The organism is Pantoea sp. ACRSB, assembly GCF_022346905.1.
Taxonomy (GTDB): domain Bacteria; phylum Pseudomonadota; class Gammaproteobacteria; order Enterobacterales; family Enterobacteriaceae; genus Pantoea; species Pantoea piersonii.
The window spans coordinates 70,386-91,183 of record NZ_JAKRNL010000005.1 but is presented as its reverse complement, the minus strand read 5'-3'; the positions used below and the strand labels follow the sequence as shown (position 1 = coordinate 91,183).

22 protein-coding genes and 1 riboswitch are annotated in these 20,798 nt (G+C 57.5%); of the genes, 10 read left to right on the top strand and 12 right to left on the bottom strand.

Annotation, left to right across the window (positions count from 1 at the left end):
- Positions 1–78: 78 nt before the first annotated feature.
- Complete coding sequence (locus MHZ89_RS15705; RefSeq protein WP_120454763.1) at positions 79–816, bottom strand: 1-acylglycerol-3-phosphate O-acyltransferase; 738 nt, start codon at positions 814–816, stop codon at positions 79–81.
- 46 nt (positions 817–862) lie between these two features.
- Positions 863–3,136 (bottom strand): DNA topoisomerase IV subunit A, encoded by a 2,274-nt coding sequence (parC, locus tag MHZ89_RS15700; protein WP_311783797.1) that lies wholly within the window; start codon positions 3,134–3,136, stop codon positions 863–865.
- Between the two features lie 562 nt (positions 3,137–3,698).
- On the opposite strand from parC, the gene MHZ89_RS15695 reads away from it, so the two are divergent.
- From MHZ89_RS15695 to nadS, 3 genes are all read left to right on the top strand, one after another.
- On the top strand, positions 3,699–3,890 hold the full coding sequence (locus MHZ89_RS15695) for a PRD domain-containing protein (RefSeq protein WP_311783959.1): 192 nt from the start codon (positions 3,699–3,701) through the stop codon (positions 3,888–3,890).
- Between the two features lie 267 nt (positions 3,891–4,157).
- Positions 4,158–4,493: a type II toxin-antitoxin system RelE/ParE family toxin gene (locus tag MHZ89_RS15690; protein ID WP_311783796.1), complete on the top strand. Its 336-nt coding sequence runs from the start codon at positions 4,158–4,160 to the stop codon at positions 4,491–4,493.
- A gap of 4 nt (positions 4,494–4,497) precedes the next feature.
- Positions 4,498–4,788 carry a NadS family protein gene (nadS, locus tag MHZ89_RS15685; protein WP_311783795.1) on the top strand — a complete coding sequence of 97 codons (291 nt, stop codon included), beginning with the start codon at positions 4,498–4,500 and terminating at the stop codon, positions 4,786–4,788.
- A gap of 119 nt (positions 4,789–4,907) precedes the next feature.
- Here nadS and MHZ89_RS15680 read toward each other — a convergent pair whose 3' ends face one another.
- The gene (locus MHZ89_RS15680) at positions 4,908–5,672 is read right to left on the bottom strand and encodes a transporter substrate-binding domain-containing protein (RefSeq protein ID WP_311783794.1); all 765 of its coding nucleotides are present in this window, start codon (positions 5,670–5,672) and stop codon (positions 4,908–4,910) included.
- A 159-nt stretch (positions 5,673–5,831) separates the two neighbouring features.
- Here MHZ89_RS15680 and MHZ89_RS15675 point away from each other — a divergent pair, with 159 nt between their 5' ends.
- Together MHZ89_RS15675 and MHZ89_RS15670 are read left to right on the top strand one after the other, a co-directional pair.
- Positions 5,832–6,413 (top strand): NAD(P)H-dependent oxidoreductase, encoded by a 582-nt coding sequence (locus tag MHZ89_RS15675; protein ID WP_120454772.1) that lies wholly within the window; start codon positions 5,832–5,834, stop codon positions 6,411–6,413.
- 31 nt (positions 6,414–6,444) lie between these two features.
- Positions 6,445–6,753 carry a putative quinol monooxygenase gene (locus MHZ89_RS15670; RefSeq protein ID WP_120454774.1) on the top strand — a complete coding sequence of 103 codons (309 nt, stop codon included), beginning with the start codon at positions 6,445–6,447 and terminating at the stop codon, positions 6,751–6,753.
- 51 nt (positions 6,754–6,804) lie between these two features.
- On the opposite strand, the gene MHZ89_RS15665 is transcribed toward MHZ89_RS15670, so the two are convergent.
- The 6 genes from MHZ89_RS15665 to nudF all read right to left on the bottom strand — a co-directional run bounded on the left by MHZ89_RS15665 (position 6,805) and on the right by nudF (position 12,239).
- Positions 6,805–7,704, bottom strand: a complete 900-nt coding sequence (locus MHZ89_RS15665; RefSeq protein ID WP_311783958.1) for a LysR substrate-binding domain-containing protein — start codon at positions 7,702–7,704, stop codon at positions 6,805–6,807.
- 76 nt (positions 7,705–7,780) lie between these two features.
- Positions 7,781–9,676, bottom strand: a complete 1,896-nt coding sequence (parE, locus tag MHZ89_RS15660; RefSeq protein WP_311783793.1) for a DNA topoisomerase IV subunit B — start codon at positions 9,674–9,676, stop codon at positions 7,781–7,783.
- Between the two features lie 47 nt (positions 9,677–9,723).
- The gene (gene yqiA, locus MHZ89_RS15655; RefSeq protein ID WP_311783792.1) at positions 9,724–10,305 is read right to left on the bottom strand and encodes an esterase YqiA; all 582 of its coding nucleotides are present in this window, start codon (positions 10,303–10,305) and stop codon (positions 9,724–9,726) included.
- A 3-nt stretch (positions 10,306–10,308) separates the two neighbouring features.
- Positions 10,309–11,136 carry a 3',5'-cyclic-AMP phosphodiesterase gene (gene cpdA / locus MHZ89_RS15650; protein WP_311783791.1) on the bottom strand — a complete coding sequence of 276 codons (828 nt, stop codon included), beginning with the start codon at positions 11,134–11,136 and terminating at the stop codon, positions 10,309–10,311.
- A gap of 45 nt (positions 11,137–11,181) precedes the next feature.
- Positions 11,182–11,607, bottom strand: a complete 426-nt coding sequence (locus MHZ89_RS15645; protein ID WP_311783790.1) for a DUF1249 family protein — start codon at positions 11,605–11,607, stop codon at positions 11,182–11,184.
- Positions 11,604–12,239 (bottom strand): ADP-ribose diphosphatase, encoded by a 636-nt coding sequence (nudF, locus tag MHZ89_RS15640; RefSeq protein WP_311783789.1) that lies wholly within the window; start codon positions 12,237–12,239, stop codon positions 11,604–11,606. The genes MHZ89_RS15645 and nudF overlap by 4 nt, the downstream gene beginning before the upstream one ends.
- A 214-nt stretch (positions 12,240–12,453) precedes the next feature.
- On the opposite strand from nudF, the gene tolC reads away from it, so the two are divergent.
- The 3 genes from tolC (at position 12,454) to MHZ89_RS15625 (ending at position 15,901) form a co-directional block, all read left to right on the top strand.
- Positions 12,454–13,920, top strand: a complete 1,467-nt coding sequence (gene tolC, locus MHZ89_RS15635; protein ID WP_311783788.1) for an outer membrane channel protein TolC — start codon at positions 12,454–12,456, stop codon at positions 13,918–13,920.
- A gap of 141 nt (positions 13,921–14,061) precedes the next feature.
- Entirely contained in the window at positions 14,062–14,733 is a 672-nt protein-coding gene (locus tag MHZ89_RS15630) for a DUF1190 family protein (RefSeq protein WP_311783787.1), read from the top strand.
- Between the two features lie 7 nt (positions 14,734–14,740).
- A complete protein-coding gene (locus MHZ89_RS15625; protein WP_311783786.1) occupies positions 14,741–15,901 on the top strand; it encodes a glutathionylspermidine synthase family protein in 1,161 nt (386 codons plus the stop codon).
- A gap of 31 nt (positions 15,902–15,932) precedes the next feature.
- Here MHZ89_RS15625 and ygiD read toward each other — a convergent pair whose 3' ends face one another.
- On the bottom strand, positions 15,933–16,718 hold the full coding sequence (gene ygiD / locus MHZ89_RS15620) for a 4,5-DOPA dioxygenase extradiol (protein ID WP_311783785.1): 786 nt from the start codon (positions 16,716–16,718) through the stop codon (positions 15,933–15,935).
- Positions 16,719–16,906: 188 nt separating this feature from the next.
- Between ygiD and zupT the strand changes: the two genes are divergently transcribed.
- Entirely contained in the window at positions 16,907–17,674 is a 768-nt protein-coding gene (gene zupT, locus MHZ89_RS15615; protein ID WP_311783784.1) for a zinc transporter ZupT, read from the top strand.
- Positions 17,675–17,738: 64 nt separating this feature from the next.
- Here the strand turns inward: zupT and ribB are convergent, their stop codons facing one another.
- A complete protein-coding gene (gene ribB / locus MHZ89_RS15610; protein ID WP_311783783.1) occupies positions 17,739–18,395 on the bottom strand; it encodes a 3,4-dihydroxy-2-butanone-4-phosphate synthase in 657 nt (218 codons plus the stop codon).
- A gap of 108 nt (positions 18,396–18,503) precedes the next feature.
- Positions 18,504–18,651: riboswitch (FMN riboswitch) on the bottom strand.
- A gap of 331 nt (positions 18,652–18,982) precedes the next feature.
- Between ribB and ubiK the strand changes: the two genes are divergently transcribed.
- Positions 18,983–19,288 carry a ubiquinone biosynthesis accessory factor UbiK gene (gene ubiK / locus MHZ89_RS15605; protein ID WP_033752486.1) on the top strand — a complete coding sequence of 102 codons (306 nt, stop codon included), beginning with the start codon at positions 18,983–18,985 and terminating at the stop codon, positions 19,286–19,288.
- A 36-nt stretch (positions 19,289–19,324) separates the two neighbouring features.
- On the opposite strand, the gene hldE is transcribed toward ubiK, so the two are convergent.
- Positions 19,325–20,749 carry a bifunctional D-glycero-beta-D-manno-heptose-7-phosphate kinase/D-glycero-beta-D-manno-heptose 1-phosphate adenylyltransferase HldE gene (gene hldE, locus MHZ89_RS15600; RefSeq protein WP_311783782.1) on the bottom strand — a complete coding sequence of 475 codons (1,425 nt, stop codon included), beginning with the start codon at positions 20,747–20,749 and terminating at the stop codon, positions 19,325–19,327.
- Positions 20,750–20,798: the final 49 nt, after the last annotated feature.

Here is a 20,798-nt window from a genome sequence, read left to right as displayed (position 1 = left end):
GATTTATTGCTGTGTTGCGTCGCGGCGGGCAGAGCGCGCCGCGTGCATCCATGCAGGTGCCGGCGAGACGCAGGCCGGTCAGAGTTTACCGCTTTTTTCGCGCGCCTCGACTTCGGCGTTAAGCGCTTCCAGTTTTTCCATCATCACTTCTCGACAATGGGTGGCCAGCTTGCGCACTGACTGCGTGGTGTAGCCGCTGGTATCGATAGGCGGCAGCATCTCGACGATCACCAGGCCGTTATTCAGGCGGTTAAGCTTGATCTTGCCGTGGGTGTTGGAAACCACCACCGGGATCACCGGCACGCCTGCCGCTACGGCCGCATGGAACGCGCCGGTTTTAAAAGGTAGCAGACCGCGGCCACGACTGCGCGTGCCCTCCGGGAACATCCAGAACGAGATGCGCTTCTTTTTAAACTGATCGACCAGCTGGCCGATGGTGCTGTGCGCCTTAGTGCGGTTATCCCGGTCGATCAGCAGGTTGCCGGTCAGCCAGTAGAGCAGGCCAAAGAACGGCACCCACAGCAGGCTTTTTTTGCCCACCGTAACCGTCGTCGGCTGCACAATCTTCGCCGCCGTAATCATGTCAAAGTTGTTCTGGTGGTTGGCAATATAGATGGCATTGCCGTAGTTTTCCGCGCCGGCGGGTTTACGCAGCTCGACCTTAACGCCGAACACGCCGGAAAGACGACCGAACAGGTGGCCAAAGGTAGCGACGTGGCGCGGGTTACGCGGCGAAAACAGGCACCAGATGCAGCCGAAAACACAGACCAGAATCGAGTAGATCACCACAAAAATAGTACGCAGTACGAGTAACATAAATCCCTCATTATGGCGCGGCGGAGCAAAGCGTCCGCCGCGTTGCTCAGGCTTCGCCGTCTTCGCTGACGGCACGCGCTGGGGTATCCAGCTCTACCTTGTCAATACGCTGCAGGCCGCGCGGCAGCAGCGTGCCGCGGCGTCCGCGGTCGGCGCGGAATTTTTGCAGCTCCTCGCTGCGCAGCACCAGCTTACGCTTGCCGACATAGAGCGTGACGGCGCTGCCCGGCGGCAGAATCAGCAGCCATGCCAGTTTGTCGTTGCCCGCCGCGGCGTCCGCCGCAGGAATAGAGATAATCTTGTTGCCCTTGCCTTTCGACATCTGCGGCAGCTCGCCGACCGGGAACATCAGCATACGTCCCGCCTGGGTAATCGCCAGCAGCATGTCATCTTCATGATGCACCGCCATCGGCGTCATCACGCGCGCGTTGTCCGGCAGCGTCAGCAGCGCTTTACCGGCGCGATTGCGCGAGACCAGATCGGCGAAGGTGCAGATAAAGCCGTAGCCCGCATCAGACGCCATCAGCAGCTTCTGCTCTTCCGCTTCCATCAACACCTGCTCTACCACCGCGCCCGGCGGCGGCGTCAGCTTGCCGGTCAGCGGCTCGCCCTGCCCGCGCGCCGACGGCAGCGAGGTAGGATCGAGCGTATAGCTGCGTCCGGTGGAGTCGATAAAGGCGACCGGCTGGTTGCTCTTGCCGCGCGCCGAAGCCAGATAGCTGTCACCCGCTTTATAGCTCAGGCCTGACGGGTCGATATCATGGCCTTTGGCGCTGCGCACCCAGCCCATCTGTGAGAGCACGATGGTGACCGGCTCGGACGGCACCAGCTCGTTCTCGCTCAGCGCTTTGGCCTCTTCGCGTTCATTCAGCGGCGAACGGCGGTCGTCGCCGTAGGCGGCGGCGTCGGTCTGCAGCTCTTTCTTCAGCAGGGTATTCATCTTGCGCTCAGAGGCGAGGATCGCCTGAATCTGATCGCGCTCTTTTTCCAGCTCGCTCTGCTCGCCGCGAATCTTCATCTCTTCCAGCTTCGCCAGGTGGCGCAGCTTCAGCTCAAGGATCGCTTCCGCCTGGGTTTCGCTGATGCCGAAGCGCGACATCAGCACCGGCTTAGGCTCATCCTCGCTGCGGATGATATGGATCACCTCGTCGATATTGAGGAAAGCAACCAGCAAGCCCTCAAGAATATGCAGACGACGCAGCACGCGCTCAAGGCGGTGGTTAAGACGGCGCTTGACGGTATCGCGACGGAATACCAGCCATTCCGACAGGATTTCCAGCAGGTTTTTTACCGCCGGACGGTTGTCGAGGCCGATCATATTGAGGTTAACGCGATAGCTCTTTTCAAGATCGGTGGTGGCGAACAGGTGATGCATAACCTGATCGAGATCCACGCGATTTGAACGCGGCACAATCACCAGCCGCGTCGGGTTTTCGTGATCCGATTCATCGCGCAGATCCTCTACCATCGGCAGCTTTTTATTGCGCATCTGCGCAGCGATCTGCTCCAGCACGCGCGCGCCGGAAACCTGATGCGGCAGCGCGGTGATCACGACTTCGCCGTCCTCTTTTTTCCAGACGGCGCGCTGGCGGATGGAGCCGCGGCCGTTCTGGTAAATTTTACGGATTTCGTCGCGCGGCGTAATGATCTCCGCTTCGGTGGGGTAATCCGGCCCCTGCACGATATCCAGCAGCGCGTCGAGGCTGGTGTTCGGCTTATCAATCAGGGCGATCGCCGCCTGCGCCACTTCGCGCAGGTTGTGCGGCGGGATGTCGGTCGCCATGCCGACGGCGATGCCGGTGGTGCCGTTCAGCAGGATATTCGGCAGCCGCGCGGGCAGCATTTTCGGTTCCTGCATCGTGCCGTCGAAATTGGGCACGAAATCCACGGTGCCCTGGCCCAGCTCGCCGAGCAGTACTTCCGCATATTTTGAGAGGCGTGACTCGGTGTAACGCATCGCCGCGAAGGATTTCGGATCGTCAGGCGCGCCCCAGTTGCCCTGGCCATCCACCAGCGGATAGCGATAGGAGAACGGCTGCGCCATCAGCACCATCGCTTCATAACAGGCGCTGTCGCCGTGTGGATGATATTTACCCAGCACGTCGCCCACGGTACGCGCTGATTTCTTGAATTTGGCGCTGGCGCTCAGACCGAGTTCCGACATGGCGTAAACGATACGGCGCTGTACCGGCTTAAGACCGTCGCCGATATAAGGCAAGGCGCGGTCCATAATCACGTACATCGAGTAGTTCAGATACGCGTTTTCGGTAAATTTGTGCAGGGCAAGACGCTCTGCCCCATCCTGTGTCATTTCGCTCATTAAGCTGGCATCCTCACTTCGTGGCCCGCAACGGCGAGTCATCCGGCGGTCATTTGGCGAGAATAGTACCTTATTCGCAGGATTTAGTCACAGGGAAGCCGTTGGGGATGATGAGAATCGTCTGGCAATAAATAACGTGACATTGGCTGGAAAAATAAAACGGATTGGGAGCGCCATCACAATTATTTCCTGAATTATTGTGTGAGCAAACTCGCATTTAATTCCCTTCCGCCTGGCGTATTAATTCTGTCCGCCTCCAGAGACAACATTTAGTATTGTTGCTGCCGCCCTCCTTTTCTAAATTGATACTCCATAAGAGACGACTTTTTTAGCGACGGCTTGCTGGCACCAGAATAAACAGAACGAGGAATAATCCCGAGACGTTTTACCAAAATAAAGGGTGACCGAATGCAAATACTGACTTCGCGACAACACCGGTTAATGAAATTGCTGTTGCACTACTTATTTATCGAGCTATCGTTTCCTCCTACCTTGTGGTGGAGGAGCGTGGCGTTCAGATATTGCTACATAATCATTTTTCACCGCTGAGCCGGTTAAAGTCATCTGCAAATTAATCGATCTTTCCTTCGATTCTATTCAGCAAAAATTAGCGCACGACCGTTTATTATTTGACGTCTTAGTCGTACATATAAAGCCTTTATTAAACCGGATCAAATACCATATTTATATTCGCAACCTACTGCTGGATGCTATTAAGCAGGAGATGGAAAAGATATTTTCTCTGACGCAGTAGACCGCACAGACATTGGCCCTTTCGCCGGAGGCCGACAATTAAATGGGTTATCTGTGAGTCTATTTCCAGGCGGCGCTGGAGCGGCAAATTGCCCACAAAATCAGTACGGCCAGCGGATTTAAGGCCAACTGCATACCGGGATCTCGCCGATGATTGCGCTGATCGTTGCGGCCATGAGTTACTCGATTGCCGATCGTCTGGCTGTAGTTGAAAGTCCTACCCCGTAGGAGTAAAATCCAACCATCAGCGAAAGGGATGAGTTCAGACATGGAATACTATGAGTTCGTTGAAACGTCGATCTTTACGAGAGAGCTGAAGTCTCTTCTGTCAGATGATGAATACAAAGAGTTTCAGGCATTCCTCATCGAAAACCCGGAAGCCGGGAATCTGATCGTAGGCACTGGCGGCTGTCGTAAAGTTCGATGGTCAAGACAGGGAACAGGTAAGAGTTCTGGGGTCCGGGCTATATATTACTTCTACAATTCGGCTGGAAGGCTCTACATGTTGCTCATCTATCCGAAAAGTGAGAAAGACAGTTTAACCGCTTCTGAGAAAGCACAGCTTAAAGCCGTTATCGCTGGCTTCCAGGGCGACGAGGAGTAAGACAATGCGTAAAGAGCTTTTTGATGATCTGATGGCCTCCGCAAAAGAGGCTGTAGAAATACATCAGGGTAAACGTGAGCCAGCGCGTGTGACCCGCTTCGAGCTGCCTGATGTTAAAGCTATACGTGCGAGCACTCACATGAAGCAGGATGATTTTGCTTCGGTTATGGGTGTTAGCTCGGCGTTAGTTCAGGCGTGGGAACAGGGCCGTAGAAGCCCGTCAGGTTTGGCTCTAAAAATACTAAGAGTGATAGAACGTAAGCCTGAATTCATTCAGGAACTGCGTGAAGCTTAAGCCTTCCAAAAGCCCCTTACGGGACTTACTGATTGGTGCGCTCAGGTAAGGGGCTGCTCCATCCGTAGCGGCGTCGCAATAAACCACGCCGCTACGGTAGGGATATGTCGTGCGCGCTGTTACTTCATCACGCCCAGCCACTGCTGTGCGATCTGCGCATATTCGCCGGTGGCGGTGCTGAGATGCAGCCACTGATCGACATACAGCTTCCAGCTCATATCATCACGCGGGATCATGTAAGCCTTCTCGCCGTACTGCATCGGCTGCTGCGGATTAATGGCGCACAGCGACGGATAGTGCTGCTGCTGGAACAGCGCTTCGGAGGCGTCGGTGATCATTACGTCAGCTTTCTTATCCACCAGCTGCTGGAAAATGGTGGTATTTTCCGCCAGCTGCAGGCTGGCCTGCGGCAGATGCCTGTGTACAAAGGCTTCGTTGGTGCCGCCGGCTGGTTCTATCACCCGTACCTCCGGCTTGTTGATTTGCTCAACCCGCTGATACTTCGCTTTATCGGCGCAGCGCACCAGCGGGATTTTGCCATCAACACCGAGCGGCTGGGCAAACCAGGCGGTCTGCTGGCGCTTGAGCGTCACCGACACGCCACCCAGCGCGATATCGCACTGCTTCTCTTTGAAATCCTGCGACAGGGTTTTCCAGGTGGTCGGCACCCAGCTGATTTTCGCGTCAAGGCTGGCGGCCAGCGACTGCGCCATGGCGATATCCAGCCCCTCATACTGGCCATCCGGGCGCAGATAAGTGTAGGGCTTGTAGTCGCCGGTGGTGCAGACCTTCAGGGTTTTGCTGGCGAGGATTTGATCCAGACGGGAGTCCGCCTGCGCAATGCCGCTGGCCAGCAGCAGCGCGCTGAAAAGATATTTACGCATTGTTGTTCTTCTGTATGGCGTGATGAGTGTGGACAGAGTGTGTCATAACCCGCCCGATTATTGCTTCCAGCGCAAAAGTCTTGTGATCCGAATCCCATTTTTCCGCCGCCGCTGAGCGCGTAAAGTAGCCGTCTATTGCAACACAGATGAGATTATCGAATGAGCAACATTCTTATTATCGACGGCGGTAAAACCTTCGCTCACTCCAAAGGCGAGCTGAACCACACCCTGACCGAGGTAGCGGCCAGCCAGCTGCGCGACCTGGGGCATCAGGTCAGCGTCACTGTTGCCGACAGCGACTACGTGATTGCGGAAGAAGTACAAAAGTATCGCGACAGCGACGTGGTTATTTACCAGATGCCGGGCTGGTGGATGGGCGAGCCCTGGACGGTAAAACGCTATATCGACGAAATCTTTACCGAAGGCCACGGCGTGCTCTACGCCAGCGATGGCCGCTCGCGCGCCGACGCCAGCAAAAAATATGGTTCGGGCGGTCTGCTGCAGGGCAAAAAATATATGCTGTCGCTCACCTGGAACGCGCCGCTGGAAGCCTTTACCGATCCGGATCAGTTCTTTGAAGGCGTCGGCGTCGACGGTCTCTATCTGCACTTCCATAAAGCGAACCAGTTCCTGGGAATGGAGGCGCTGCCGACCTTTATCTGTAACGACGTTATCAAGATGCCGGACGTGCCGCGCGATATCGCACGTTATCGGACACATCTCAGCGAGATCTTTGCTTAACTGAAAGCGGGCCCGTAAACAGGAGACGTAAATGCTAACGGTAGTTGCCGAGATTTGTATTAAACCAGGGCATCGTAATAAGGTGCTGGAGGCGATCTCTTCGCTTATCCCAATGGTGCTGGCTGAAGAGGGCTGCCATCAGTATGACGCGCTGGTCGATCACCAGGCGCAGGTGCCGTGGAAGCATAATTCGCCCGACTCCATTTTTATGCTGGAGCAGTGGGAGTCGCTGCGCCACCTGGAGCAGCATCAGCAGATGCCGCATATGGAAGCGCATCGCGAAAAGATCAAAGATGACGTGCTGGACGTGAAGATTCTGGTGCTGGAGCCTACGGCCTGATTTAACGCGCTGACACGCGCCGCGCGCCTCCGGGCCCGCGGCTTTTTTTTGTCAGAAACGCGCCTGCGAAGCGATCTCCTCATGGAGAAAGTCAAGAAAGCAGGTGATGCGCGACGCCAGCTCCGCGTTGCGGTAGTAAACGGCATGCACCGGCAGCCTGATGTCGTGCGTATGCTGCACCAGCACCTCTTTTAACCGGCCCTCGGCGAGATCCTGATGGCTGACGAAGTCAGATATGCGCGCAATGCCCTGGCCCGCCAGGGTGAGCTGCCGGATGATTTCGCCGCTGGATGCAGCGATAGTCGGCTGAATGCGCAGCAGCTCGCCTTCGCGCTGCCAGACGGGCCAGACGTTGTGCATCTCCAGCTGGCTGAAGCCAATAAGCTGATGCTGTGCCAGCGCCTCGACGCTCTGCGGCTCGCCATATTTCTGCAGATAGTCTGGGCTGGCCAGCAGCCGCACCTTACTGCTGCCGAGCATCCGGGCGCGCATGGTCGAATCCCGCAGCTCGCCGATGCGAATGGCGATATCGGTCTGCTGCTCCAGCAGATCGATAACGATATCGTCGGTATTGAGTTCCAGCTGGATCAGCGGATAGCGCTGCCGGAACGCGCCGATCAGCGGCACGATAACGTGCTGCATAAAAGGGGCCGCAGCGTTGATACGCAGGCGGCCTGACGGCGTTTCTCGCCGCCGGGCGATCTGTTCTTCAGCCTGCTCGACGGAGAGCAGTATCTGACGCGCGTGGGTAAGGAAAAGCTGGCCCTCTTCGGTTAAGGCCAGCCGCCGCGTGGTGCGGTGCAGCAGGGTGCTGTTGAGTTTAGCTTCGAGGCGGCTCAGGGCGCGGCTCACGCCTGAACTGGTTTGATCCAGCAGCTCCGCCGCCGAGGTGATTGAACCGCAGTCCGCCACCGCCACCAGCACGCGCAGCTCTTCCAGCGTGACTTTCATCATCTACTCCGTTGCGCGGCGGACGCGCTAAACAGGGCCGCAGCCCTGAGTGATGCGCGACGCCACAGCGCGATGATTACACTTCGATATCGGCCATATCGCCTTTTTCCTGCAGCCAGTTGCGACGATCTTCCGAGCGCTTCTTGGCCAGCAGCATATCCATTACCCGCAGCGTCTGCTCGACGTCGCTTTCATCCACCGTTAACTGCACCAGGCGGCGCGTGTTGGGGTCGAGCGTGGTTTCGCGCAGCTGCAGCGGGTTCATCTCGCCCAGCCCTTTAAAGCGCTGCACGTTCGGCTTGCCCTTCTTGCGCTTGAGCTGCTCCAGCACGCCCTCTTTCTCATCTTCGTCGAGAGCGTAATAGACCTCTTTGCCGAGATCGATACGGTAGAGCGGCGGCATCGCGACGTAAACGTGGCCGCCTTTCACCAGCGAACGGAAATGTTTTACAAACAGCGCGCACAGCAGCGTGGCGATATGCAGGCCGTCCGAGTCCGCATCGGCGAGGATGCAGATCTTGCCGTAGCGCAGCTGGCTGAGATCTTCGCTGTCGGGATCGATGCCGATCGCCACGGAGATGTCATGTACCTCCTGCGACGCCAGCACTTCGTCGGAGGAGACCTCCCAGGTGTTTAGGATCTTGCCCTTCAGCGGCATGATCGCCTGATATTCGCGATCGCGCGCCTGCTTGGCGGATCCGCCTGCGGAGTCCCCTTCCACCAGGAAGAGTTCGGTTTTATTCAGGTCCTGCGCGGTGCAGTCGGCCAGCTTGCCCGGCAGCGCCGGTCCGCTGGTAAGCTTTTTACGCACCACTTTTTTCGCCGCGCGCATACGGCGCTGCGCGCTGGAGATCGCCAGCTCCGCCAGCTGTTCCGCCGCCTGCACGTTCTGATTGAGCCACAGGCTGAAGGCATCTTTCACCACCGCCGAAACGAAGGCGGCGCACTGACGCGACGACAGACGCTCTTTGGTCTGTCCGGCGAACTGCGGATCCTGCATCTTCACCGAAAGCACGTAAGCGCAGCGATCCCAGATATCTTCCGCCGACAGCTTCACGCCGCGCGGCAGAATATTGCGGTATTCGCAAAACTCGCGCATGGCGTCGAGCAGGCCCTGACGCAGGCCGTTGACGTGCGTGCCGCCCTGCATGGTCGGGATCAGGTTGACGTAGCTTTCGGTCAGCAGCTCGCCGCCTTCCGGCAGCCATAACAGCGCCCAGTCCACCGCTTCCGTCTCGCCGGAGAAGCTGCCGACGAAGGGTTTTTCCGGCAGCGTCGGCAAACCGTTAACCGCTTCGCACAGGTAGTCGGTCAGGCCATCTTCATAGCACCAGCGCTGTTCGGTATTGTTTACCTTGTCTTTAAAGACAATCTCAACGCCGGGACAGAGCACCGCTTTTGCCTTCAGCAGATGGGTCAGGCGAGACACAGAGAAGCGCGGGCTATCAAAGAAGCTTTCGTCAGGCCAGAAGTGAACGCTGGTGCCGGTGTTGCGCTTCGCTACAGTGCCGGTTTTGGTCAGCTCCTGCACCTTTTCGCCGTTTTCGAACGCGATGTCATACACTTCGCCATTGCGGCGCACCGTAACTTCCACCCGCTTTGACAGGGCGTTGACCACGGAGATGCCGACGCCGTGCAGGCCGCCCGAGAACTGGTAGTTTTTGCTGGAGAACTTGCCGCCCGCATGCAGGCGACACAGGATCAGCTCAACGGCGGGAACGCCCTCTTCCGGATGGATATCCACCGGCATGCCGCGTCCGTCGTCGATTACTTCCAGCGACTGATCGGCGTGCAGAATCACTTCGACCCGTTTCGCATGGCCCGCCAGCGCCTCATCGACGCTGTTATCAATGACTTCCTGACCGAGATGGTTAGGACGCGTCGTATCGGTGTACATGCCGGGACGACGGCGAACAGGCTCAAGGCCGGTCAGAACCTCAATAGCATCCGCGTTATAGCTTGATTGACTCATGATAAATTTCTAATCAGAAGCGTGAAATTATGTGCAATTTCCGCGAGTTAGTCGTGATTCAGACCCAGAAAGTCCAGAATCTGCGGGAAATAGCGCTCGAATCCGATAAACGCATGATTACCGCCCTGCTCCACCGTTTGTCGGCACGCGCTGTAGTAGTCAAGCGCCTGGCGGTAATCCAGCACTTCGTCGCCCGTTTGCTGCAGCAGCCAGAGTAAATCGGGCGCTTCCAGCGGGTCAATCTGCATGACTTTCAGATCGTAAATGTGGCGTGACTCTAACACATATTGCTGGCCCGTGTAGGGATTCCGGTTCACTCCCAGATAATCCGTCAGCAGCTCAAAGGGGCGCACCGCGGGATTGACCACCACGGCGGGCAGCATAAAGCATTGAGATAGCCAGGTGGCGAAATAGCCGCCCAGCGAAGAGCCGATTAATCCGAGCGGCTGGCCGCTCAGCGCCATCACTTTCTCTTCCAGCAGCGCGGCGGCGTCAGCGGGAAAAGCGGGCAGCTGCGGCACAATAACGTCAATATGCGGATGCGTCGCCGCCAGCCACTGCTGCAGCTGCGTCGCCTTGGCGGAGCGCGGCGAGCTGTTAAAACCATGCAGATAGAGCAGCGCCGCCATGCGTCAGTATCCGTCCGAATCTAGATCCGGCCGAAAAGCGTCGGTTTGCAGCCGCTCCACTTCGGTATCGAAAGAGCCATCGGGGTAGAGCGTAAACCAGCGCCAGCCGGGCGCGACGGTATCAATGGTGAAGCTGGTGCAGTGCGGTTTGAACTGCACGCAGGTAGAAGGCGTCGCCAGCACGCGGCGGTCACGCCAGACAAGATCCATCTCCTGATGGATATGGCCGCACACCAGGGTGCGAGCTAAAGGATAGTTTTGCAGCACCGCGTCCAGCTGATGGGAGTTGCGCAGGCTGTGCTGATCGAGCCAGGTGCAGCCGCTGGCCTGCGGATGATGGTGCAGCACCACCAGCGTGTGACGCTGCGGCCTGGCTGCCAGCGTCTTCTCCAGCCACTCCAGCTGGTAGTCGCTCAGCATGCCGTGTGGCACGCCGAATACCTGACTGTCGAGCATTACCAGCTGCCAGTGTTCGCCGAGCAGCACGTGCTTATACGCAGCGATCTTCGCCTCGGCCAGGGTATCGACCATGGCCGGCTGGAAATCGTGATTGCCTGGCAGCCAGACGCAGGGTTTTGGCAGACGTGTGATGCCCTCAGCGAAGTGCTGATAGGCTTCGACGGAGTGATCCTGAGCGAGATCGCCGGTGGCGATAATCAGATCATAGTCGCGCTGCTGCGCCGCTATGGCGTCCAGCACCGCGTCATAACTCGCCCAGGTATTAACCCCCAACAGCGATTCATTTTTTCCAGCGAAAAGGTGGGTGTCCGTGATTTGCAAAATCCTGATCCCGGCCCCATTCGCCGCAGGAAGTGTTAGCAGGCTATCCAAAGCGTTTCCTTCGTCTCCACGCCGCATAATGCATTATCTGTGCGATCAGCAGACCGGCGTCGCCATCGCGCCCTGCGCCAGGCAGTAGCGCAACCAGTCTGCCAGAAACTGGTTAATCTGATGTTTTTCGTCGCGCTGATGCAATTTTTTATTGGGATAATCATAGCGCGCTTTAAAGCGATAGATCTGCTGTGTTGAACACACTTCGGCGACCAGCGCATCGTGATAGAGCCGCACCGACATCGACGGCAGACTCCAGTAGCTGACGGTAGGCGCCACCTGGCGGATCTCCACCAGCGTGGTATAGCGCGTGGACTCTTCTATGGTCAACTGATAGCGGGCGCCGTTTACCTGATAGACCACCGACGCGCCAGCCTCGTCGCTGCGCGGCAGTAAACGACGCAGCTGGGCGAAATTGGTTTCGCAGAGCCGCATCATTTCGGGGAAATCAGGGATATAGCGCTGTTTCATTTTAGCTTCCACTCTTCTCGTAGTTTTTCATAGTGCAACGCCAGCCATTGCAGGGCGATGACGGACGCCGCGTTATCGATAATCCCCTCTTCCACCCAGCGGTAAGCCTGTTCGCGGCTCACCACATGCACAAGAATATCCTCATTCTCTTCCTCCAGGCCGTGGCATCCTTTTGCCAGGCTGGCATCCACTTCTCCCACCAGGATCGATAAACGTTCACTGGTGCCGCCAGGGCTGGCGAGATAGTTTAACACGGGTTTAACGCGACCGACGGTCAGCCCCGCTTCTTCTACGGCTTCACGTCGCACCACATCTTTGGCGCTTTCGTTGGGCTCGATAATGCCCGCCACCATTTCCAGCAGCCAGGGCGTTTTGCTGACGTCAAAGGCGGGAATGCGGATCTGTTCGATCAGCACCACTTCGTCACGTAAGGGATCATAGGGTAGCAGTACGGCGGCGTGTCCACGCTCGAAAACTTCGCGCACCACTTCGTTGCTCATTTCGCCATTAAAACGGCGATGGCGAAACCGGTAACGAACAATGGAAAAAAAACCTTTCCAGGCGGTTTCGCGTGCAATAATTTCTACATCGTTTTTTGTAAAAGTCACTGGGGATTTTTTTTCGCCGCTCATCGTCGGACTCCTTATGCAGATTGGGACGGAGCGGCAAAAAGCCAACCCACAGGCTCCATCCGAGTGGTTCTTTCTGAATTATTTACGTAAATTAGGGAGAGAAGGCACGTTCAGCCAACTTATCTCACAGTCGCACTCTGCTAGAATCTGCGATTATTTTTTGGCTTATCCGGCAGCGCTACCCCTGTTATTTGCTGCAACAAAAGGAATGCAAATGAAAAAACTGCTCCCACTTCTCATTGGGCTGAGCCTGGCCGGTTTCAGCCTTGCCAGCCAGGCAGAGGACCTGCTGCAGGTCTATCAACAAGCGCGTCTGAGCAACCCGGATTTACGTAGCTCCGCAGCCACCCGTGACGCCGCCTTTGAAAAGATCAATGAAGCGCGCAGTCCTTTGTTGCCTCAGTTAGGTTTAGGCGCGGATTACACCTACAGCAATGGTTATCGCGACAGTAGTGGTCTTCATTCCAACACGACCAGCGGATCGCTGCAATTAACCCAGACCATTTTTGATATGTCAAAATGGCGCGCGCTGACGCTGCAGGAAAAAGCTGCCGGCATTCAGGACGTGACCTATCAGGTCGCGCAGCAGGATTTAATCCTGAATACCGCTACCGCCTACTTCAATGTATTAAAGGCGATCGACACCCTTTCATACACCGAAGCGCAAAAACAGTCGATTTATCGCGAGCTGGATCAAACCACCCAGCGTTTTAACGTCGGCCTGGTGGCGATTACCGATGTCCAGAACGCCCGCGCGCAGTATGACAGCGTACTGGCGAACGAAGTGACCGCGCGCAACAACCTCGACAATATGATCGAGTCGCTGCGTCAGATTACCGGCAATGAGTACCTTTCGCTGGCGTCGCTCAATATCGATCGTTTTAAAACTACCAAACCTGATGCGGTCAGCGCGCTGCTGAAGCAGGCAGAGAGCCGTAACCTGAACCTGCTGTCGGCGCGTCTGAACCAGGATCTGGCGCGCGAGCAGATCCGCTCCGCTGAAACCGGCCATATGCCGACGCTGGATCTGACGGCTTCAACCGGCCTGTCGAACAGCAAATATGGCGGCAGCCGCGCTAACCAGAGCGCAGGCAGCACCGACTCTATCAGCGGTACCAACCAGGTGGGCCTGAGCTTCTCTCTGCCGCTCTACAGCGGCGGCGCGGTCACCTCGCAGGTGAAACAGGCGCAGTATAACTACGTCAGCGCCAGCGAGCAGCTGGAGAGCGCGCATCGTTCTGCCGTGCAGACAGTGCGTTCTTCTTATAACAACGTGAACGCTTCTGTGAGCAGCATTGAGGCTTACAAACAGGCGGTAGTGTCCGCGCAAAGCTCGCTGGATGCGATGGAAGCGGGCTATCAGGTTGGTACGCGCACCATTGTTGACGTGCTGGACGCGACAACGACGCTCTACAACGCCAAGCAGCAGCTCTCGGACGCGCGTTACAGCTATCTGATTAACCAGCTGAATATCAAATATGCGCTGGGTACGCTGAACGAGCAGGATCTGCAGCAGCTTAACAGCCAGCTCGGCAAAGAGATCTCTACGTCGCCGGAAAGCGTCGCGCCTGAAAATCCGCAGCAGACCGCACGCGTCGATAACGGCCCGTCGGCAGAGCCTGCGACCCCTGCGGCGCGCCCTGCCGCCAGACGCAGCAGCGCGAATCCGTTCCGCAATTAATCCTCTACGGGCCGCTTTGCGGCCCGTCTCGCCGTTAAACGTATAACAACGTAAAGATCCTTTCCTCATCAGGCCCTCAGCTTCATTTTCCACCAGCGATCCCCTATCCTGAGCATCACCTTTGGGCACAGGATGAAAGATATGAAACGGACAAAAAATATTCGCCATGCCGCTTTTCGTAAAAGCTGGCAGGCTCGACATTTAACGCCTGTCGCACTGGCCATTGCCGCGGTATTTGCCCTGGCGGGCTGCGAGCAGAGCGATGAAACGGTCTCCATGTATCAAAACGCAGATGACTGCAGCAAGGCCAATCCAGGCCAGAGCGCGCAGTGCACCGCGGCTTATAACAACGCGCGGAAAGAAGCGGAACGCACCGCGCCGAAATACGCCTCGCGCGAAGACTGCGTAGCGGAGTTCGGCGAGAATCAGTGCCAGCAGGCGCCAGCGCAGGCAGGTACGGGCACGACGCAGAACGCTGAAGCGCAGCAGAGCGGCAGTTTCTGGATGCCGCTGATGGCGGGCTACATGATGGGCCGTCTGATGGGCGGCGGCGCAGGCGTCGCTCAGCAGCCGCTCTTTTCTCCGCGTACGCCGAACAGCCCGGCGAACGGTCAGTTTGTTGACGCGTCGGGTAAAAATTACGGCCCCGCCACGTCCGGCCGCACCATGAACGTGCCGAAAACCGCGCTGGCACCGAAACCGGCCACCACTACTACCACTGCGCGCGGCGGCTTCGGCGAAACGGTCGCGAAGCAGAACAGCATGGCGCGCAGCAGCGCCACTGGCACTTCCAGCCGCTCGCTGGGAGGCTAAGGCCGATATGCAACGCATTGCGATTAACGAGCGTCCTGACTGGCGCGCAAAAGCGACGGAATATGGCTTTAATTTTCACACCATGCACGGCGAGCCGTACTGGTGCGAGGATGCCTACTACCAGTTCACCCTGGCGCAAATAGAGAAACTGGAAGCGACCACGGCGGAACTGCACCAGATGTGTCTGCAGGTGGTGGAAAAAGTGGTCAGCAGCGAACAGCTGCTGGAGAAATTCCGCATTCCGAAACACACCTGGGATTTCGTACGTGATTCCTGGAAGCTGCGTCAGCCGTCACTCTACTCGCGTCTGGATCTCGCCTGGGACGGCAAGGGCGACGCAAAGCTGCTGGAGAACAATGCGGACACGCCGACCTCGCTTTATGAAGCAGCTTTTTTTCAGTGGATCTGGCTGGAGGATCAGCTTAACGCCGGGCAACTGCCCGCGGGCAGCGATCAGTTCAACAGTCTGCAGGAGAAGATTATCGAGCGTTTCGCTGCGCTGCATCAGCAGCATGGCTTTCAGTGGCTGCACTTCGCCTGCTGCCGCGATACCGAAGAGGATCGCGGTACGGTGCAGTATCTGCAGGACTGCGCTAACGAAGCTGGATTGCCGAACGAATTTCTCTACATTGACGACATCGGCCTCGGTGATAAAGGACAGTTCACCGACGTGCAGGATCAGGTAATCAGCAACCTGTTCAAGCTCTATCCGTGGGAGTTTATGCTGCGCGAGATCTTCTCCACCAAGCTGGCAGATGCGGGCGTACGCTGGCTGGAACCCGCCTGGAAGAGCATCGTCTCCAACAAGGCGCTGCTGCCCCTGCTGTGGCAGATGTTTCCCAACCACCCCAATCTGCTGCCCGCTTATTTCGCTGAAGACAGCGTGCCGCACATGGATAAATATGTGGTTAAGCCGCTGTTCTCACGCGAAGGCGCCAATATTCGCATCGTGGAAAACGGTCAGGAGGTTGCGCGCGTCGACGGGCCGTATGGCGAAGAAGGCATGATTGTGCAGCAGTTCTACCCGCTGCCGAAGTTCGGCGACAGCTATACGCTGATCGGCAGCTGGCTGATTGACGATCAGCCAGCTGGCATAGGTCTGCGCGAGGATCGCGACCTGATCACGCAGGATCTGTCGCGCTTCTATCCTCACGCCTTTATCGAGTAAACAAGGCGGGCCGCGCTGGCCCGCTTTTCTTTTAGCCCACCTGTACCGACAGCATGCTGATAGCACCCATCTCAATGCCGTTTACCGGCACAGTTACCGGCTCGTCAGACTGACGCGTACCCAGTACATAGAGCAGCGGCAGATAGTGCTCCGGCGTCGGATTCGACAGCGCTGCGTCCGGATGCTGCATAAAGTTCACCAGCGGATGCGCGGCGGCGTTGCCCTGAAAGGTCAGATTATCCTGCACGAATTGATTAAAGCGCTGCGCCCAGGGCCAGGCCTCCGCCGTTTCGTCCCAGCGCACCTTGCGCAGGTTGTGCACCACGTTGCCGCTGGCGACGATCATCACGCCGCTGTCGCGCAGCGCTGCCAGCTTTTTGCCCTGCTCAAAGTGCCAGGCAGGCGGCTGCGTCGCATCCACGCTGAGCTGAACTACTGGAATATCGGCGTCAGGATACATCTTGATCAGCACACCCCAGCTGCCGTGATCGAATCCCCACTCATGGTCGAGGCGCACCTCTACCGGCGCGAGCGTATCTGCGATCTCCTGCGCCAGCGCAGGCGAACCTGGCGCGGGATAGCGCGTATCGAACAGCGCCTGCGGGAAACCGCCGAAGTCATGGATCGTGCGCGGATCTTTCATCGCCGTGACCGCCGTGCCGCGCGTGTACCAGTGCGCCGATACCGCGACAATCGCGCGCGGACGCGGCAACGTATCACCCGCCTGACGCCAGGCCTGCGTATAGCGGTTCTCTTCCAGCACGTTCATCGGGCTGCCGTGTCCCAGAAACAGCGCGGGCATACGTGTTTGCATCATTTATCCTCACCTATTCTCTGTCGGGTAACGATACGCCCTTTAACTGCGGCGGAAACGCGCATAAACGTGATGAAGTCCATCAGTGATTTTGAATAAAAAAAGGCCGACACATCTTTACCAAAATTAACTCGACGTTTCGTAGGGTTATCGCTAATTTTATGCGAATGATTATCATTAAGGAGAATGCGATGTCGGTACCTCTGCTGCTTACCGTGCTGGCTGGCGGCGCCACCTTTATCGGCGCGATATTCGGCGTGCTGGGACAGAAGCCGTCCAACCGTATGCTGGCCTTTGCGCTCGGCTTTGCGGCGGGGATTATGCTGCTGATTTCGCTAATGGAGATGCTGCCGACCGCGCTGCGCACCGAAGGCATATCGCCCATACTCGGTTACGGCATGTTTATGCTGGGCCTGCTCGGTTATTTCGCGCTCGATCGCCTGCTGCCGCATCAGCATCCGCAGGATTTGATGGCGGCGCAGCGTCAACCGGCGAAACTGCGCCGCACAGCTATCCTGTTGACGCTGGGCATCAGCCTGCATAATTTTCCCGAAGGCGTCGCGACCTATGTCACCGCCAGCAGCGATATGGAACTGGGACTGGGCATCGCGCTGGCGGTGGCTATACACAATATTCCTGAAGGTCTGGCAGTAGCCGGGCCTATGTACGCCGCCACCGGCTCGAAAAGCAAAGCGCTGTTCTGGGCGTGCGTCTCTGGAATGGCGGAGATCCTCGGTGGACTTCTGGCGTTTTTGCTACTCGGTCCAGTGCTGTCGCCAGTGGTTATCGCTGCGGTGATGGCGGCTGTCGCGGGAATTATGGTGGCACTGTCGGTGGATGAGCTTATGCCGCTGGCGCGCGAGATCGATCCCCATAACAATCCGAGCTATGGCGTGCTGTGCGGCATGACGGTGATGGGCGCAAGTCTCGCGCTGCTGCAGGTAAGCGACTTAAGCTAAGCGCCAGCAGCTAAAAAAAAACGGGCCGCTAACGGGCCCGTTTCTTCTTCATTAGCGGCTCAGCTTAGCTGGCCTGGCGCGTTTCGCGCGCGCGGCGGTAAGCGACCAGATCTTCAATGGTGACCACCGGCATATTGTTCGCTTTAGCGAAGACAATAGCTTCCGGCGCGTGCGCCATAGTGCCGTCGTCGTTGGTCAGTTCACATAGCACGCCTGCTGGCTTAAAGCCCGCCAGCGTCACCAGATCGATAGTCGCTTCGGTATGGCCGCCGCGTGCCAGAACGCCGCCGTCGCGCGCGCGCAATGGGAAAACATGGCCAGGACGATTGAGATCGCTCGGCTTCGCGTTATCAGCAATCGCCGCGCGAATAGTCGTGATGCGATCTTTAGCTGAAACGCCGGTGGTTACGCCTTCAGCAGCTTCAATGGTAACCGTAAAACCGGTGCCGTAAGAGCTAGTGTTGTTCTCCACCATCATCGGCAGCTCAAGCTGCTGACGACGCTCTTCGGTCAGGCAGAGGCAAACAATGCCGCTGCCGTGGCGGATGGTCAGCGCCATCTGCTCAACGGTCATGGTTTCCGCTGCGAAGATCATATCGCCTTCGTTCTCGCGGTCTTCGTCGTCAAGCACCATCACGCCGCGTCCTTCACGGAGCGCAGCCACTGCACGTTCTACACGCTGTTCCGGCGTGCCAAATTCAGAAAGAAGCGTCTGATTCATGGTAATAAAGCCTTATAAAATATATGAGTTACCAGAATCAGGGCGAGCTTAGGAGTGATGTCATTAAGACATGGCAATAACGCGAAGCGGGCGTAGCCCGGCAGATGTCGTTACCCTCTCCCATCCGGACTTTAACCGTCGGCCCCGGAATTACACCGGATCTGCTGACCTTCCCGTTGCCGGGAAGCGCTCGCGGGCTTTCAGCTACTGCTGATTTACCGCCGGTGGGGAATTTCGCCCCGCCCTGAGAATAAGCAAAATTACTATAGCGCCAATCCACAGACCGGGCAATCGACAAAACCGCAAATGCTTTTGCATTTCAGGCTGTATAGAGTGCTCATCAGCGGCAAAGAGAGTGCAAGCCGCGCGTCAGGAAAATGGCGGGGCGAGCAGGCAAGGAGGCCGGGTTTTACGCTTTTGCGATCGGACGCTCTCTGGCGCACAGACAGGTTAATCATCACCGGGAGCGTTTTGCCCTTCCCGCCGTATCGATTTCGGGTTTAACCTTTTCGTTTCAGGCATTACACTTAACCCTTATCAGGATCCAACCCCTGCTGTCACCAGCAACACGAAACCAGGAAATCATCATGATCGACACGAAAAAAATTGAACAACTTGCGCGTCAGGTGCACGAGGCGATGCCCAAAGGGATTCGTGAATTTGGCGACGATGTCGAAAAGAAAATCCGCCAGGTTCTGCAGGCGCAGCTGACACGTATGGATTTGGTTAATCGTGAAGAGTTCGACGTGCAGACGCAGGTGCTGCTGCGCACGCGTGAAAAGCTGGCCGCGCTGGAACAGCGCCTGGCGCAGCTGGAAAGCCATCAGCCTTCCGCGCCAGCTCCGGCAGTCGTTACGCCCGATCCGGCAGGTAAAATCGACACGCCGCAGTAAGCATTTATGGCGGGCGCGACGCGCCCGCCCGCATCATTACTCGCCGCGAATGGTTTTAATGATGTTTGTGGTAGAGATGCCGTCCTCAAAGTTAAGCACGCGCACGTCGCCGCCGTTTGCCCACACCTCTTTGCTGCCCGCGATATCTTCCGGCTTGTAATCACCGCCTTTTACCAGCAGATCGGGCAAAACGCCTGCGATCAGACGCTGCGGCGTATCTTCTTCAAACGCCACTACCCAGTCCACCGCTTCCAGCGCGCCGAGCACAATCATACGATTGACCAGCGGGTTCACCGGACGGCTGTCGCCTTTCAGGCGTTTCGTCGAGGCATCGCTGTTGACCGCCACGATCAGGCGATCGCCCAGCTTGCGCGCATTGGCCAGGTAAGAGACATGGCCCGCGTGCAGAATATCGAACACGCCGTTAGTCATCACCACTTTCTCGCCGCGCTTGCGTGCCTGCTCTACCGCGATTTTAAGCTGCGCTTCGTTCATGATGCCGAAGCCTTCGTCCGGACGCGCATGAATGGCGTTTTCCAGCTCGACCGGGCTGACCGTAGAGGTACCCAGCTTGCCGACCACGACGCCCGCCGCCGCGTTCGCCATAAAGCACGCCTCTTCAAGGGAATCGCCCGCCGCCAGCGTTGCCGCCAGCACGCCGATAACGGTATCGCCCGCGCCGGTTACGTCAAAGACCTCCTGCGCCTGCGTCGGCAGATGCAGCGGCGCTTTGCCAGGCTGGAGCAGCGTCATGCCGTTTTCAGAGCGCGTCACCAGCAGCGCGGAGAGTTCGTAATCCGCCACCAGCTGCATGCCGCGGCTGACAATCTCTTCTTCGCTTTTGCATTTGCCGACTACCGCCTCAAACTCCGACAGGTTCGGCGTAAGCAGCGTCGCGCCGCGATAGCGCTCAAAGTCGGTGCCTTTAGGATCGATCAGCACCGGCACATTCGCCTCGCGCGCCAGCTGGATCATGGTCTGCACGCTGGAGAGCGCGCCTTTCGCATAGTCGGAGAGCACCAGCGCGCCGGCGGCCGCCAGCGACTGACGCAGCCGCTGATGAATAGGTTCCGGGTCGACCTGCTCAAAACCCTCTTCGAAATCGAGACGGAGCAGCTGCTGATTGCGTGACAATACGCGCAGTTTGGTGATGGTAGGATGGGTTTTGACCGCAACGAAGTCACAGCGCACGTTGACGTTTTTCAGCGTTTCGCTCAGCACGCGCGCCGCATCATCTTCGCCGGTTAAGCCGATCAGCTGCGAAGCGGCGCCCAGCGCTGCAATGTTCATCGCCACGTTTGCCGCGCCGCCGGGACGCTCTTCGATAGCGTCCACTTTCACCACCGGCACCGGCGCTTCAGGAGAGATACGGCTGGTTGGGCCATACCAGTAGCGATCCAACATCACATCGCCTACGACCAGCACCGAAGCACGGTCGAACGCGGGCAAAGTAACTTTCATTCCAGACACTCCAGACTGCAGTAAAAATAGTGCGCGGATGATAGCACAG

Excerpts from the sequence above, each read along its gene's own strand:
- MHZ89_RS15645 (WP_311783790.1), bottom strand. The coding sequence starts at position 11,607 with ATGAAACAGCGCTATATCCCTGATTTCCCCGAAATGATGCGGCTCTGC.
- ribB (WP_311783783.1), bottom strand. The coding sequence starts at position 18,395 with ATGAATCAGACGCTTCTTTCTGAATTTGGCACGCCGGAACAGCGTGTA.
- ubiK (WP_033752486.1), top strand. The coding sequence starts at position 18,983 with ATGATCGACACGAAAAAAATTGAACAACTTGCGCGTCAGGTGCACGAG.
- MHZ89_RS15630 (WP_311783787.1), top strand. The coding sequence starts at position 14,062 with ATGAAACGGACAAAAAATATTCGCCATGCCGCTTTTCGTAAAAGCTGG.
- hldE (WP_311783782.1), bottom strand. The coding sequence starts at position 20,749 with ATGAAAGTTACTTTGCCCGCGTTCGACCGTGCTTCGGTGCTGGTCGTA.
- MHZ89_RS15670 (WP_120454774.1), top strand. The coding sequence starts at position 6,445 with ATGCTAACGGTAGTTGCCGAGATTTGTATTAAACCAGGGCATCGTAAT.
- parC (WP_311783797.1), bottom strand. The coding sequence starts at position 3,136 with ATGAGCGAAATGACACAGGATGGGGCAGAGCGTCTTGCCCTGCACAAA.
- MHZ89_RS15665 (WP_311783958.1), bottom strand. The coding sequence starts at position 7,704 with ATGAAAGTCACGCTGGAAGAGCTGCGCGTGCTGGTGGCGGTGGCGGAC.
- MHZ89_RS15705 (WP_120454763.1), bottom strand. The coding sequence starts at position 816 with ATGTTACTCGTACTGCGTACTATTTTTGTGGTGATCTACTCGATTCTG.
- MHZ89_RS15675 (WP_120454772.1), top strand. The coding sequence starts at position 5,832 with ATGAGCAACATTCTTATTATCGACGGCGGTAAAACCTTCGCTCACTCC.
- zupT (WP_311783784.1), top strand. The coding sequence starts at position 16,907 with ATGTCGGTACCTCTGCTGCTTACCGTGCTGGCTGGCGGCGCCACCTTT.
- ygiD (WP_311783785.1), bottom strand. The coding sequence starts at position 16,718 with ATGATGCAAACACGTATGCCCGCGCTGTTTCTGGGACACGGCAGCCCG.
- MHZ89_RS15680 (WP_311783794.1), bottom strand. The coding sequence starts at position 5,672 with ATGCGTAAATATCTTTTCAGCGCGCTGCTGCTGGCCAGCGGCATTGCG.
- tolC (WP_311783788.1), top strand. The coding sequence starts at position 12,454 with ATGAAAAAACTGCTCCCACTTCTCATTGGGCTGAGCCTGGCCGGTTTC.
- nadS (WP_311783795.1), top strand. The coding sequence starts at position 4,498 with ATGCGTAAAGAGCTTTTTGATGATCTGATGGCCTCCGCAAAAGAGGCT.
- nudF (WP_311783789.1), bottom strand. The coding sequence starts at position 12,239 with ATGAGCGGCGAAAAAAAATCCCCAGTGACTTTTACAAAAAACGATGTA.
- parE (WP_311783793.1), bottom strand. The coding sequence starts at position 9,676 with ATGAGTCAATCAAGCTATAACGCGGATGCTATTGAGGTTCTGACCGGC.
- MHZ89_RS15690 (WP_311783796.1), top strand. The coding sequence starts at position 4,158 with ATGGAATACTATGAGTTCGTTGAAACGTCGATCTTTACGAGAGAGCTG.
- yqiA (WP_311783792.1), bottom strand. The coding sequence starts at position 10,305 with ATGGCGGCGCTGCTCTATCTGCATGGTTTTAACAGCTCGCCGCGCTCC.
- MHZ89_RS15625 (WP_311783786.1), top strand. The coding sequence starts at position 14,741 with ATGCAACGCATTGCGATTAACGAGCGTCCTGACTGGCGCGCAAAAGCG.